The organism is Halothiobacillus sp., assembly GCF_027346185.1.
Lineage (GTDB): Bacteria > Pseudomonadota > Gammaproteobacteria > Halothiobacillales > Halothiobacillaceae > Halothiobacillus.
In genome coordinates, this window is the sequence record NZ_DAIESY010000172.1 from 1 (window position 1) to 12,575 (window position 12,575).

At 56.3% G+C, this 12,575-nt stretch carries 14 protein-coding genes; 4 read left to right on the top strand and 10 right to left on the bottom strand.

The window, feature by feature from the left end; genetic code table 11:
* Positions 1 to 125: 125 nt before the first annotated feature.
* The gene (locus tag M7R55_RS12115; protein WP_298220924.1) at positions 126 to 1,373 is read right to left on the bottom strand and encodes a 3-deoxy-D-manno-octulosonic acid transferase; all 1,248 of its coding nucleotides are present in this window, start codon (positions 1,371 to 1,373) and stop codon (positions 126 to 128) included.
* Between the two features lie 28 nt (positions 1,374 to 1,401).
* On the opposite strand from M7R55_RS12115, the gene M7R55_RS12120 reads away from it, so the two are divergent.
* Positions 1,402 to 2,352 (top strand): lipid A biosynthesis lauroyl acyltransferase, encoded by a 951-nt coding sequence (locus M7R55_RS12120; protein ID WP_298220926.1) that lies wholly within the window; start codon positions 1,402 to 1,404, stop codon positions 2,350 to 2,352.
* Here M7R55_RS12120 and M7R55_RS12125 read toward each other — a convergent pair whose 3' ends face one another.
* The 5 genes from M7R55_RS12125 to M7R55_RS12145 all read right to left on the bottom strand — a co-directional run bounded on the left by M7R55_RS12125 (position 2,353) and on the right by M7R55_RS12145 (position 7,201).
* Entirely contained in the window at positions 2,353 to 3,486 is a 1,134-nt protein-coding gene (locus M7R55_RS12125) for a glycosyltransferase family 4 protein (protein ID WP_298220928.1), read from the bottom strand. It lies immediately after the preceding gene.
* A complete protein-coding gene (locus tag M7R55_RS12130) occupies positions 3,470 to 4,747 on the bottom strand; it encodes an O-antigen ligase family protein (protein ID WP_298220930.1) in 1,278 nt (425 codons plus the stop codon). Before M7R55_RS12130 ends, M7R55_RS12125 begins: the two co-directional genes overlap by 17 nt.
* A 163-nt stretch (positions 4,748 to 4,910) precedes the next feature.
* Positions 4,911 to 5,732 carry a glycosyltransferase family 2 protein gene (locus tag M7R55_RS12135; RefSeq protein WP_298220931.1) on the bottom strand — a complete coding sequence of 274 codons (822 nt, stop codon included), beginning with the start codon at positions 5,730 to 5,732 and terminating at the stop codon, positions 4,911 to 4,913.
* Complete coding sequence (locus tag M7R55_RS12140) at positions 5,729 to 6,499, bottom strand: polysaccharide deacetylase family protein (protein WP_298220932.1); 771 nt, start codon at positions 6,497 to 6,499, stop codon at positions 5,729 to 5,731. The genes M7R55_RS12135 and M7R55_RS12140 overlap by 4 nt, the downstream gene beginning before the upstream one ends.
* Positions 6,500 to 6,541: 42 nt before the next feature.
* Complete coding sequence (locus tag M7R55_RS12145) at positions 6,542 to 7,201, bottom strand: 2OG-Fe(II) oxygenase (protein ID WP_298220934.1); 660 nt, start codon at positions 7,199 to 7,201, stop codon at positions 6,542 to 6,544.
* 82 nt (positions 7,202 to 7,283) lie between these two features.
* Here M7R55_RS12145 and M7R55_RS12150 point away from each other — a divergent pair, with 82 nt between their 5' ends.
* Positions 7,284 to 8,306, top strand: a complete 1,023-nt coding sequence (locus M7R55_RS12150; RefSeq protein WP_298220936.1) for a glycosyltransferase — start codon at positions 7,284 to 7,286, stop codon at positions 8,304 to 8,306.
* Here the strand turns inward: M7R55_RS12150 and M7R55_RS12155 are convergent.
* On the bottom strand, positions 8,303 to 9,475 hold the full coding sequence (locus tag M7R55_RS12155) for a glycosyltransferase family 4 protein (protein WP_298220938.1): 1,173 nt from the start codon (positions 9,473 to 9,475) through the stop codon (positions 8,303 to 8,305). The genes M7R55_RS12150 and M7R55_RS12155 overlap by 4 nt on opposite strands.
* 90 nt (positions 9,476 to 9,565) lie before the next feature.
* On the opposite strand from M7R55_RS12155, the gene M7R55_RS12160 reads away from it, so the two are divergent.
* Together M7R55_RS12160 and M7R55_RS12165 are read left to right on the top strand one after the other, a co-directional pair.
* Positions 9,566 to 10,237 (top strand): 2OG-Fe(II) oxygenase, encoded by a 672-nt coding sequence (locus M7R55_RS12160; protein ID WP_298220940.1) that lies wholly within the window; start codon positions 9,566 to 9,568, stop codon positions 10,235 to 10,237.
* Positions 10,234 to 11,238: a mitochondrial fission ELM1 family protein gene (locus M7R55_RS12165; protein ID WP_298220941.1), complete on the top strand. Its 1,005-nt coding sequence runs from the start codon at positions 10,234 to 10,236 to the stop codon at positions 11,236 to 11,238. Before M7R55_RS12160 ends, M7R55_RS12165 begins: the two co-directional genes overlap by 4 nt.
* A 92-nt stretch (positions 11,239 to 11,330) precedes the next feature.
* On the opposite strand, the gene M7R55_RS12170 is transcribed toward M7R55_RS12165, so the two are convergent.
* The 3 genes from M7R55_RS12170 to M7R55_RS12180 all read right to left on the bottom strand — a co-directional run.
* Positions 11,331 to 11,474, bottom strand: a complete 144-nt coding sequence (locus tag M7R55_RS12170) for a hypothetical protein (RefSeq protein WP_298220943.1) — start codon at positions 11,472 to 11,474, stop codon at positions 11,331 to 11,333.
* Positions 11,475 to 11,488: 14 nt separating this feature from the next.
* Positions 11,489 to 11,701, bottom strand: a complete 213-nt coding sequence (locus M7R55_RS12175) for a zinc-finger domain-containing protein (protein WP_298220945.1) — start codon at positions 11,699 to 11,701, stop codon at positions 11,489 to 11,491.
* Positions 11,698 to 12,575: branched-chain amino acid transaminase (locus M7R55_RS12180; RefSeq protein WP_298220947.1), on the bottom strand; the 878-nt coding region annotated here is incomplete at its 5' end. The genes M7R55_RS12180 and M7R55_RS12175, both read right to left, overlap by 4 nt.

Genomic DNA, 12,575 nt, shown 5'->3' on the forward strand with positions numbered 1-12,575 from the left:
CGGAGGAATCGTGAAATCGATGCCATCCACGGCACGAAATTGCCCGAACTGCTTCACCAGCCCTTGCGCGCGGATGACAGGCGCTGCCACGGTGACTGTCTTTTTCATTGGCGGATCAAACACACTCAACTCCTCGATAAAATACGATCCAAGGCATCAACGACACGCGCCGTCGACCCTCGATTGGCTTGCACGACAGCATGGGCACGTGCTCCGGCTTGTCGCCATGCTTCCGGTTGCGCCCAGGCAGATTCGACGGCGGCGACCACGTCCGCTGCATCTTCCGCCATACGCACAGCGTCTCGCTCTGCCAGCAATCGGAACACCGCCCGGAAATTATGCACATTCGGCCCACTGAGTACCGCACGGCCGAACACGGCCGGTTCGATGGGATTATGCCCGCCCGTCATGACAAGAGAGCCGCCCATGAATATCACCTCGATTGCGGCAAAAAATTGCATGAGCAATCCCGTCTGGTCGACAAGGAGCACCTGGGTTTTTGTATCGACCCTTAGCCCCATCGACGAGCGCTGGGCATTCAAATCTCGGCTCGACATCAACGACAACACCTGCTGCGCCCGCTCAGGGTGCCTTGGCGCCAGGACCAGCAACGCATCGGGATGATCCGCCAACAAGTATCTATGCGCATCCAGAAGCAAGGACTCTTCACCTTCATGGGTACTCGCCGCCAACCAGACGGGGCGGGCACCTGCAGACCAGGACGCGACTTCGGGCTTTGCCACATCAAATTTGATATTGCCGCAATCGATGATGCGCTCGTGCATCACGTCTGGCGCGAGGGCGCGAAATCGCGCCTGATCATCACTCGATTGGGTACAGATCAGGCCGATACGGTTCAGCGTCTGTTTGAGCAAGGTGCCACCCCACCGGCGATACCGCCGGAATGACCGATCCGACAAGCGGGCATTGACCACCGCCATCGGCACGCCGCAAGCCTGTGCCACCCGCGCCCAATTCGGCCAGAGTTCAGTTTCCATCACAACGATCAATTTCGGCCGAAGTCGCCGGAGCACGGCGCGTTGCGCGAAGGCATAATCAAACGGGGCATAGAAATGCCGCAGCCCCAATTCTCGCGCCGCTTGGGCACCGGTTTCCGTCATGGTGCTCACCACCAAAGGCACATCGGGCCAACGCGATTGCAGTGCGCGAATCAAGGAGGCCGCCGCCCGAATCTCTCCCAGAGAAACCGCATGCAGCCAGATACTCCCGGCGGGTAAATCATCAGGAATTCGGCCGAACTGGGCCCCGAGAACCCGATGAGATCCGGGTGCGCGCAAGTAGCGACGCAAGGCATCGAAAATCAGCCACGGCAAAGCGAGGCCCAATGCGAAGCGATATGCCCACAAACTCATAAACCAGGAAAAAAGGTCATGAGAAAACATGCACACCGAAGTACCCACAGTGATGCCAACTGTTAAAATCGCCGTCATGACGCATTCGCTATCCTTCCTGCAAAAAATTTCACTGGGTCTGCTTACCTTGCTGCTACGCGGCATTGCCGCCCTGCCGCAATCTGCACGACTCCGCCTCGGCGCACTATTGGGACGCCTGAGTAAACGTTTCGTCGGTAAGCGACGCAAGATTATGGCGCAAAACCTGCAAACTGCCTTCCCCGATTCCACGGCAGCGTGGCGCGATGAGATCATTAACGAACATTTCGACCGCCTGGGCGAGGATGCGCTGGAATCCATCTGGGGGTGGTATGGCAAAACCGAACCACCGCCTGCGCACACGGTCACCGGCGCGGAGCATGTTGAAGCCGCGCTCGCCCGCGGCCAGGGCGTGATACTCAATGCAGGCCATTTCACCCAGGGCGAGGTTTCCGTTTATCTTGCCGCACGACGCTGGCCGGTTCATGCCGTTTATCGCCCGAACGATAACCCCGTCATCGACGAGCTGATCAACGTCGGGCGTCGCAAGCACGTGGCCAGTCTGATCGATCGCGAGAACACGCGTGCCATGGTCCGCACACTCAAAAAAGGCGGGATTATCTGGACGGCGGCCGATCAAAGCTTCCACGGCAAACAGAGCGCCTTCATTCCCTTCTTCGGCGTCCCCTGCACCACCAATCTGGCCATTCCGATTCTGGCACGGATGGGCAATGCGGTGGTTTTGCCCTATTACATGCGCCGATCGGGGGAAACCTACGAGGTGATCATTCACCCACCGCTGGAAAATCTGCCTAGTGGCGATGATGTCGCCGATACGGCCAGGCTCGTCACCGTATTGGAAGAGGAAATACGCGCTCAACCAGGTGCATATCTATGGGGCCATCGACGCTACAAAAACCGGGCACCGGATAAAGCCGACGCCGCAGTCGAACCGGAGTAATCAACTTCTTCGCAGAAGATTGATTTTTTCGTGGATGACCGACGGCTCAAACACCGTTCGTGCCCTGGTCGCACCGAGTGCCCCGATGGCCTGACGATAGGCATCATCGGACAACAATCGCGTCAATGCATCCGACAGATGTTCAGCCGTTGGATCGACCAGCAGCCCTGCCTCGCCGATCACTTCCGGCAGGCCGCCGCTATTCGAAGCGATCACCGCGCAGCCCGCCGCCATGCCTTCCAGCGCTGTTCGGCCAAAGGGCTCCGCCCAGAGCGACGGCACCACCGCGATGGCCGCTCGATTGAATGCCGTGGTCACCATCTCATAAGGCTGATACCAGTCGAACAGAATCCGGTCGCGCATTTGTGGCTGAAGAGTCGCCAGCAACTCACGTTCGTGCGGATACTGCGCCGTGGTTTGCCCGAAATGCCAGGCGCCGATAAAGCGGGCACGCCATTCGGGAAACCGGGGCAACACCGTCTGCAACGCCTGCAATAGGGGCAACGCACCCTTTTCCGGAATCAGCCTTCCTACGAACAAAATTTCTTTGCTTTTTTCGGTCTCTGGCGCGAATTGATTCATATCCACTGTGTTGGGCACAACGACCACGGGCGCACACAGCGATTCAGGGACACCCTCGCAAAAACGCTGCCGAATAAATTCGCTGACGGCGGCCACATAATCAGCACGCGTTAATATCCGCAGCCGATCGTCGGGCGTTTTCAGGCCACGAATCGACAGCGGATCATTATGAAGATACAGGGACAAGCCCTGCTTGAGGTGGCTAAACTCATGAAACAGGTGCGCCCGATTCTGGATTTCCAGTCGCCTCGGGGTATGGCATTTTATGGCGCGAGCAATCGCCCAACGATAACGCACCGTCTGTCGTGCCGGCCACCATTTGGGCGTCGCCAGTCCGACGTACGGCACCGCAGGAACGAGCGATGCCGCACGCAACGGATCGCCCCAAATCGCGCTGTGGATGGATGCATTTTCAAGCTGGGTCGCCAGGGTCAGTGCAATCGCGCCCGGCCGATCGACAGAAAAAGCCTCTCGATGCGGGAGGATAATCGCCGTATCGGTCACCACATTTTGTCCGGATTGTGGTGGCACACGCTCAGGCAGCACGGGCACGGGCCATCGACCACGCCACACCCGTCCAGATCACGGCTGCAGTCCAGCCATTGAAATATTCCATCGTGCTTTGCAGCGGCCAGAATGTGGTAAGCAAAACGGCGCTACCAAAGTAGGCTTGCATCGGCACACCGTGACGAATCGAGTCACCAATCACTTTGGCAAACAATAACAGCACCATGGTCACGAAAATGACGAAAGCGAAAATGCCGCCCTCGGCCAACATACCGCTGTAAAAATTATGCGGATGAATCACCGCGCCATCAAAACCCATGGCGTCGTAGCGCGCCTTGTAGGCTGGCAGATGAGTATCGCAATAGGCTTTGAATTCACGCGTGCCAACCCCCGTCCAGGGTTTGGCCTCAAATTCGGCGAAGGCCGTCATAAAGTTGAGACCATAGACGGTTTCATCCAGATGCCCGATGGTGTGAACCGTCGAATCCACGCTGCGATGCACCATTTCTTTCTGGGTTATGGCAACCCCGGCCACGGCCACACCGAGCACGACGAGCAGTCCGATCAGCGGCATACGCCAACGATGATGGTGAATCATCACGCCCAGCATTACCAAACCACTACCCAGTAAATAGGTTAACAACGCAGCTCGCTCACCCGTTAAAAACAGGAATAACGCGCCGACTGCCGACATACCGGCAATGGCGAGCAATGCCCAGAGTTCTCGCCATCGCAACGCGGCGAACCAGACGACTGCCAGCCCGATAAACCAGAACCGATCCGTAAACGTGCCCACCATGGGGTGCTCGAATGGCCCTGTCAGACGAACCGGACTGTTCGGCACATGCCCGAAAATATCCCGCCCAATGGCGTACTGCAAGAACGTATCGAGCACAATGAACACAATCACGGCCAGCATGGCGCGCTCGAACCATACCAGGGTATCGGGCTGCTTTGAGAACAACCAGATCAGCGCTGCGGCGAATACGGGCCAACGGAAAGCCAGCACGGCGGACAAAGCAGAGTTGGCCGGATTCACCGAGAAGGGCGAGAGCACGAGCAAAATAACCGACAGTGCAGCTGCCGCGTACACCCAACCTTGCGCCAACCAGGAGAAATCCCGACGACGAATCGCAACGAACAGCGCGATCAGAACGGTCACCCCGACCGCTACTTCGGCGGGCACCCGCTTGAACAGCACCAAAATTGACAAGAGCAGCACGCCAATGAGCGCCCATTTCTGCGCCCAGTCCAACGGTCGATAGGCTGGTGACACCGAATTTTGCACAAAGTGATCCGAATTCATGATTTATCCTAGGTAAATGCTGATTTATTCCATCCATGGAATAAATCAGCTCGCTCATCGCGGTACACGCCCGCGATAGCCCTTACGAATCAAAGACTTACGTCTTTGTTCGTGTTGGGGCATCCTGCCCCGAGCGGGAAGCACTGATTAAATCAGCGCTTCCCTAGGGTTTAGACGCCAGCCCCAAACGCTCGCGCTCTGCGGCTTCGAATTTCTTGGCTTCGATAAGAAAGGAGTAATACGCGCTCGCCATCGCCTGAATCAGTCCGCGACGGCCGTCGAGAAAAGCGCGCCGCAGCAGGTAATTTTTCAAAAAGCGCAGCGGGAAAATGGTGAACAGCTTGAGCGCCGATGGTTTTTTGCCCCGGCTGGCGTCCAGTTCGGCGCGCAGGGTCGAATAGTGGTTGATCTTCTGCACCCGCAGGGTGACGGATTCCACGCCATAATGCTCAACCCAACCGGGCAAGTTTTCGATTCGCCCGCCCGCATCCAGTTGCACGGATTCATGCACGATCTGCTCGGACAGAAAGCGCCCAGCCCCACGACGCCACAAGCGCACGCGCGAAATCGCCCGCGTGTGTTTACTGGCTGGCACGCCGATGAACCAATCGCGGAATCGAACCTGTCCGCCAATCACGTTGGGATCGTCACGCTGTACCAGTTCGATAATCGCGTCGCGCAGTTCGGCATCGACCACTTCATCACCATCAAGATTGAGCACCCAGGATTGGGTGCACAGATCAAGCGCCACCTGCTTTTGCTGCCCATATCCCAGAAATTCCTGATGCACGATGCACGCACCGTGGCGCTCGGCAATCGCTAAGGTTTCATCAGTCGAGCCGGAATCGACGACGACGATTTCTGCAAAACCCGACACAGCACTCAGCACCTCATCCAGCCACCGGGCGCAATTCTTGGTGATCAGAAACACACTGACCGGCACACCGTCACGCAGGTCACGGGGAGTGGGGGCAACGTCATTCATACGCGATAGCGTCCTCGGGTGATGGTCAGCCAGAATTCGAACCGGTTCATTTGCCCGACCATCGACAAACGCGGCAGACACAACAGATCGAACTTCCGGCGCGGCAAGATTTTTTTCCTGGTGGTCACGGCAGTCTCGAATCCGGCCGCAGCGACCATCGCCACGTGCTTGTCGAAGAATTTGCCATACGGATAGGCAAAACTCGTGCAGGGCTTGCCCGTCAGTGATTCCACCGCATTTTTCGAGGCTTGAATTTCGGCCAGCGCCTGATTGTCGTCGGTTGACGGCAAGTGAATATGAGTCATCGTGTGGGCACCAAACTCGATACCTGCCGCGCTCATCTCGGCAATCATTTCAAGGCTCAGGCGCTCGATATCCGGCATATCCGGCGCCAGATAAATGGTGGCCGGAGCAGAAAATTTCTTCAGAATCGGCCAGGCATGGGTGAAGTTGTCCGCGTAACCATCATCAAAGGTGATCGCGACCATATGCGCCGGATTTTCGGCAGCCATCAGTTCGGATACTGTCACGAATCGCGCACCGTGCGCGGCCAGCCAGGTCAGATGAGCCTCAAACTGCGTTGTCGTTGCCGTGATTCCCTCGCCCCGTGACCTATCGACAGCAGCGGGTTGAATGCGGTGATACATCAAAATGCGCGGCCAGCCGAGCGGCTTCGGCCAGCGCCAGAAATTGCAACGAGCGGCCAATGCCAGCAGCGCGATCACCCCGGCCAAGCCGAAAGCGTCGACCAGCACCCCTTCAATCATGCCGCGATCCAACACACGATCGAACCGAGGACGGCGACAGGATCAATACGCATCATCGACCGGCTTTGCTTTCTTCCCGCCGCCAAACCAGCGCTTGATCTTAGCCGAAAGCCCGTGACGCCACTGACTGCGGCGCACGGCAGCGTCACTGACAACCCAGTTGAGCTGAATGCTGCGCCGCTGGCCGACGAATGGCTTATGGCCGTGCCAGGCATTCTCGGTGTTGACGAATGCGAGCAGGGTGCCTGCCGCCGGAATCACTTCATCGAAGCTGTCTTCCAAATTATCTGAATTGAGCAGTCTCAAGCCGCCATCAGCCGGATTCCAATCACTGTTCAGATACAGCAAGACGGTCACCAGTTTCGAGCGCGAATCGGTATGAACGCGGCCATCCTGCTCGCCGCTGTACCCGCGAATCGTCATGGTAGTGGGCTTACCAACCAGATCGATACCCAGTTTTTCGGAAAACTTGCGCGCCACTTCCTCACTCTCGAGGTACTCGACCAACGCCTTGAAACTCGGCCCACTGTCGAGTTCGCTCATGGGGAAACTGCCCCGCTTGGGCACCTCGGGGAAGTCTCGATCGATATCGACCATGACGGACTTGGGCACAAAATCATGTGCCACAAAATGCATGAATGGTTCTTTCACCAAAGGTGCGGCATCAAAGGCGCGCATATCGACCAACCTGTTTGCGTTCATCCGCCCATCCTCACGAGGCTTATCTTAAATTCAGCGCAGTGTATCATGCCAAAACCATTCAAAATCGGGGTATAAAAAGCTTATGCGCATTGCCTTAGTCATCGTCAGCAAAGGCTATGGGGGTTTGGAGCGCCATGTCATCGACTTGGCCAATGAACTGGCCAAAGCGCACACGGTTTGCGTTTTCGGCGACGCCAGCTTTCGAGAAAAGCTTGACCCGTCGATTCAACTTCGTGAACTCGCCGCAACAACCTGGCGATTCAACCTGCTCGCCTTATGGCAATTACGGCGAGATTTAGACGCCTTCGCCCCCGATGTGATTCACGCGCAGGCGAACAAGGCCGCCTTCATGACGAATTTATGCGGCACCACCGCGCCTGCACGCATTGCAACCCTGCACAATGTAAAACACCACACCGAACCATTCACCGCTTTTGATGGGGTCATCGCCGTTTCGCATCCCGCACAGCAGCGCTTGAAGCATGCCCAGAGTTTGGTTGTTGAAAATGGCATCGCCCCAATTCGAACCCTATCCGACACGCAGCGTAGCGTGTTGAAAGCGCGCTGGTGCACGCCGGATGAACCGCTCACTTTAGCGGTAGGTCGGTTGGTCGAAGCCAAAGGTTTCGATAACCTAATTTCTGCTTGGCGCGATTTACCCGGCAAATTGGTGATTGTGGGCACCGGCAAGGAAGAAGAGTCCCTCAAAAGGCAAGCCGCGCAACAAGGGCTCGGCAAACGGGTGATCTTCGTCGGCTTCCGCGCTGACGTGCCCGAGCTTATGCAAGCGGCGGATTTGTTGGCGATGTCATCGCGGCGCGAAGGATTTCCCTATGTGTTGGTCGAGGCGCTCCACGCGGGCGTCCCCATCATCGCTACCGATATTCCGGGCGCACGCGAATTTTTGCCCCGCGAGGCCGTCGTACCCTGCGACGATACCAATGCCCTGCACAACGCACTGCAATGGGCGCTCAATCAATGGCCAGATTTACGTGCCCGCTACGAGCCCTATTGCACCCGCGCTCGCCATGAACTGACCTTGGCTCAGATGACGGCAAAAACAGTTGCTTTCTACGAGCAAATTCTCCAATCAAAGAGACCTTAGCGTGTTCGGGGCGAAGCCAATAAATCAGCATATACCGAGAAAGTTTGTGCCTGCATTGACGCTAAAGTGAACGGACACTCGGAGGGCACCTCGGGCGCACCATCTCGATACCAGCGTGACAATGTGGCAACGGCCGTATCGATATCACCCAGTGCAATGGCACCGGCGGGATACATGGCCGCGAGTTGTTCACCCACGCCGCCGTGGGCATAACCAAGAACAGGGCGCCCAAGACTCAAGGCTTCCAGACTGACCCGTCCGAATGCTTCCGGCTCGGTCGACAGCGAGAGCACGATATCACTGATCGCCATGATGTTTTTGAGGTCTGAACGCTGACCGACCAGGGTCACGTCCTCGGTCAAATTCCGTCGCGAAATTTCCGCTTCGATTTCCTGCAAAAACGACTGCTTTCGCGGATGCGCGCCGCCTACGATCAATGCATGAACTGGGATACCTTCTGCCTTCAGGCGTGCAACAATTTGAAGAAGATCAAGCTGCCCCTTCCAACGCGTGATTCGCCCCGGCAAAGTAATGGTCCATTTCCCGACCGCTTGCGGGAACTCTGTCTGCCAACGCGTCAACCAGGCCGACTCGGGTTGATATTCCGGCGAGAATGCAACCGGATCGACGCCACGATAGATGCGTGTGATTTTGGCGGAATCAACCCACGGGTAATGCCGGCGGATGTACGCAACGATCATGTCGGAAACCGCGATGATGCGCTCACCTTTGAGCATGACGGCGCTATAGAAGTTGGGGGTGTATGGCCCGTGTACCGTCGTCACCAAGCGCGGGCGAGTAGCTGGATCAAGTTTCTTCCAGGCCATATATCCCAACCAGGCCGGTAATCGTGAACGCAGGTGGACGATGTCCACTTGTTTTTCCCGCATCAAGCGCCGCAGAATCGGGATATAGCGCAGACTGGTCAGGGATTTCTTACCAATGGGCAGGGTGATGTGTTCGGCACCCAGCGCCTCCAACTCAGCGACCATGCGCCCGCCGCCCGACACCACGATGGCCTTGTGCCCTACCGCCATGAGCGCGGCCGCAATTTCAATGGTGCCGCGCTCGACACCGCCACTTTCAAGCGCGGGCAGCAATTGCATCACAATCAGCGACTGACGCTCGACGGGCCGATCAGCGGCCGGATTAACTGGCAATAGGGTCATAGATTGGACACAAATTAACGTTTAGGCGATAAGAAGTTTATTATACCTGCCATTATCTTCCCGTCGTTTAGTTATCTTAAGGTCATGCGCATGCCCGATTCAACGCTATTAGATGCTGTAAAAGCCAGCCTGAAGCACTCATTCGAGTCCGCAAAACCCGAAGAGTCACCCTACCGGCACTGGCGCTTACGTGAGTTGTTTCCGGTGGAAACAGCCCAATCGATTGCCAAGCTCCCGTTCTCGCCACCCGCCATTGATGATACGGGTGGGCGACGGGAAACCCACAACGAACTGCGTAAGTTTTTTGATCAGGATGCCATCGCGCGCTACCCCACCTGCTCGGCCATTGCACATGCACTGCAATCACCCGAAATGATTCGTGTGATTGAGAAGTGCTGTGGCCTTGACCTGACCGGTACCAACCTGCGTATTGAATACGCGCTCGACACGCAAGGCTTCTGGCTGGAACCCCACACTGATCTGGGTGTGAAAAAATTCACCATGCTGGCTTACATGTCCGAAGATCCGGAACATGAGAGCTGGGGAACGGACATTTATCTGACCAAAGAATCGCCCGCCCAGCGCATACCCGCTACATTCAATACGGCGATGATCTTCGTCCCGTCAACCAATACGTGGCATGGGTTCGAACCAAGAAAAATCAATGGTATACGCCGTACCCTGATTATCAACTATGTCACTCAGGAATGGCGTAACCGCCACGAGCTCGCCTTCCCGAACGAACCTGTCACCTCGGCATGAGCACGGAACCGCAGGAAACATCATCGCCACCCAAAATCTGGCTACTAACAAATGATGCCGTCGGTTTGCGCAACCAGGCGGTTGGCTTGGCCGAGCACATCGGCTGGCCGTTCGAGGTCAAGCTAGTCAATCTGACCAAGCCCTGGCGCTGGCTGCCCGGCCACTGGCTATCCAAAGCGCATACCCGCCTCACCCCACAATCCTCTCCATTGAAGGCGCCGTGGCCGGACATCATCATATCCTGTGGGCGCCTGGGCGCCGCTACCGCGCTGGGGGTCAAACGAGCCAGCGGCGGGCGGGTATTCACCGTGCATATCCAGAACCCGCAGATGCCGCATCATCTGGTGGACCTGATCGTGCCACCCCGTCACGACGGTTTAATCGGACCGAATGTCGTCAATACCCGTGGCGCACTGCACCATGTCACGCCTGAAAAAATTGAACAGGCCATGACACAGCAAACCGACATTCACCCGGAGCTGATCGAGATCAAACAACAACGGCCAATTATTGGCGTTCTGATTGGCGGCAGTAATGCGACGGCCACCCTGACGCCCAAAAAAAGTCGAGCATTGATCGAAACGCTGCTGAAGGTAGCAGCTGATCACAGCGCTCACTTATGGATCACGGCATCGCGACGCACAGGCACGGAAAATATCGCAGCCATGGAAACGGCGCTTGCGGGCACAACGCACTGGTTCTGGAACAACGAGGGGCCGAACCCCTATCACGCAATTCTTGGCATGGCAGATTATCTGATTGTGACTGGCGATTCGGTGTCGATGGTGTCGGAAGCCGCCTCAACTGGCAAACCTGTGCACACCTTGGATTTTGATGGCTATTCCGGCCGATTGAACAATTTTCACCAAGCACTGAGAAGCGAGGGTGTAACCCGCCCATTCGAGGGCAAACTGGAACAGTGGCAATACACGCCTGTCAACGACACGCCTTATGTTGCCCAGTTGGTACGTGAACGATTTCATAAACATCGTTGCACCTGACGTTGTGTTTCCATCGACACACCAACCAAGCATCAGACACGAAAAAAATCCCGCAAAGGCGGGACAGTAAAAAACCTGATATTAAGTGGCACTTATTCATCCGATGCCGGGGGCGAGTCTCGATTCACCAATCGCTTGATCACCATATAAATACCCACGTGAAGCGCAATTGCGATCAGCACCACCGCGACGATGATGGCAACCATAACCGGATTATTTTGCACCAAAGTCCACATGCGCTTTATCCGGCTTAATCGATCAGCCGATAAAGCGTGCCGCAATAAATACAGCGCGCCTGATCACCCTTCTTCTCAAGGTGAATATAAACGCGAGGATGCGCATTCCAAAGCGTCTCATCTGCACGAGGACAAAATACGGGCAGATCCGACTGATGGATGGCTACTTCACGCGCAGCACTGGCCTTTTTGTATTGCTCAGGATGGGCTGCGGTATTCGGGTTCATACACGCACCTCGGTAAAATCGAGCCAACCATCGAATTCAGCATCAAAGCGACCATGGACCAGATCAAAATAGGCCGACTGCAAGCGTTCGGTAATCGGGCCACGTGAACCACTGCCAATCGGCCGGTTATCGACCTCACGGATGGGAGTGACCTCGGCCGCCGTCCCGGTGAAAAATGCTTCATCAGCAATATAGACTTCATCGCGCGTGATGCGCTTTTCAATCACTTCATAACCAAATCGTTTGGCCAAGGTGATGATTGTGCGGCGAGTGATCCCGTCAAGAGCTGCTGTCAGATCCGGTGTATACAAAATACCGTCCCTGACAAGGAAGATATTCTCGCCGGAACCTTCCGCAACAAAGCCTTGGGTATCCAGCAGCATGGCTTCGTCGTAGCCATCATGGGTAGCTTCGCGCAACGCCATCATGGAATTCATGTAAGAGCCGGTCGACTTGGCCTTGCACATCGTCACATTGACATGGTGCCGCGAATAGCTTGATGTCTTGATCCGGATGCCTTTTTGAATATTCTCCGCCCCCAGATATGCGCCCCACTCCCAGGCTGCGACCGCCACGTGGACTTTCAGGTTATCCGCCCGAAGCCCCATGCCCTCGGAACCATAGAACACGATCGGACGCATATAGGCACTCTCAAGCCTGTTCGAACGAATCACTTCACGATGGGCTTCGTTGATTACGCTCTCCGAATAAGGCAAGGGCATCCCGAGAATGCGGGCAGAGTTCGCCAGGCGGCGCGTGTGATCTTCCAACCGGAAGATGGATGTTCCGCGATCCGTCTTATAGGCTCGAACGCCCTCGAAACAACCCATGCCATAGTGAAGACTGTGTGTCAGCACATGGACCTGAGCAGAGC

Excerpts from the sequence above, each read along its gene's own strand:
- M7R55_RS12135 (WP_298220931.1), bottom strand. The coding sequence starts at position 5,732 with ATGAATGACGTTGCCCCCACTCCCCGTGACCTGCGTGACGGTGTGCCG.
- M7R55_RS12120 (WP_298220926.1), top strand. The coding sequence starts at position 1,402 with ATGCACACCGAAGTACCCACAGTGATGCCAACTGTTAAAATCGCCGTC.
- M7R55_RS12170 (WP_298220943.1), bottom strand. The coding sequence starts at position 11,474 with ATGTGGACTTTGGTGCAAAATAATCCGGTTATGGTTGCCATCATCGTC.
- M7R55_RS12115 (WP_298220924.1), bottom strand. The coding sequence starts at position 1,373 with ATGAGTTTGTGGGCATATCGCTTCGCATTGGGCCTCGCTTTGCCGTGG.
- M7R55_RS12130 (WP_298220930.1), bottom strand. The coding sequence starts at position 4,747 with ATGAATTCGGATCACTTTGTGCAAAATTCGGTGTCACCAGCCTATCGA.
- M7R55_RS12140 (WP_298220932.1), bottom strand. The coding sequence starts at position 6,499 with ATGATTGAAGGGGTGCTGGTCGACGCTTTCGGCTTGGCCGGGGTGATC.
- M7R55_RS12175 (WP_298220945.1), bottom strand. The coding sequence starts at position 11,701 with ATGAACCCGAATACCGCAGCCCATCCTGAGCAATACAAAAAGGCCAGT.
- M7R55_RS12165 (WP_298220941.1), top strand. The coding sequence starts at position 10,234 with ATGAGCACGGAACCGCAGGAAACATCATCGCCACCCAAAATCTGGCTA.
- M7R55_RS12150 (WP_298220936.1), top strand. The coding sequence starts at position 7,284 with ATGCGCATTGCCTTAGTCATCGTCAGCAAAGGCTATGGGGGTTTGGAG.
- M7R55_RS12145 (WP_298220934.1), bottom strand. The coding sequence starts at position 7,201 with ATGAACGCAAACAGGTTGGTCGATATGCGCGCCTTTGATGCCGCACCT.
- M7R55_RS12160 (WP_298220940.1), top strand. The coding sequence starts at position 9,566 with ATGCCCGATTCAACGCTATTAGATGCTGTAAAAGCCAGCCTGAAGCAC.
- M7R55_RS12155 (WP_298220938.1), bottom strand. The coding sequence starts at position 9,475 with ATGACCCTATTGCCAGTTAATCCGGCCGCTGATCGGCCCGTCGAGCGT.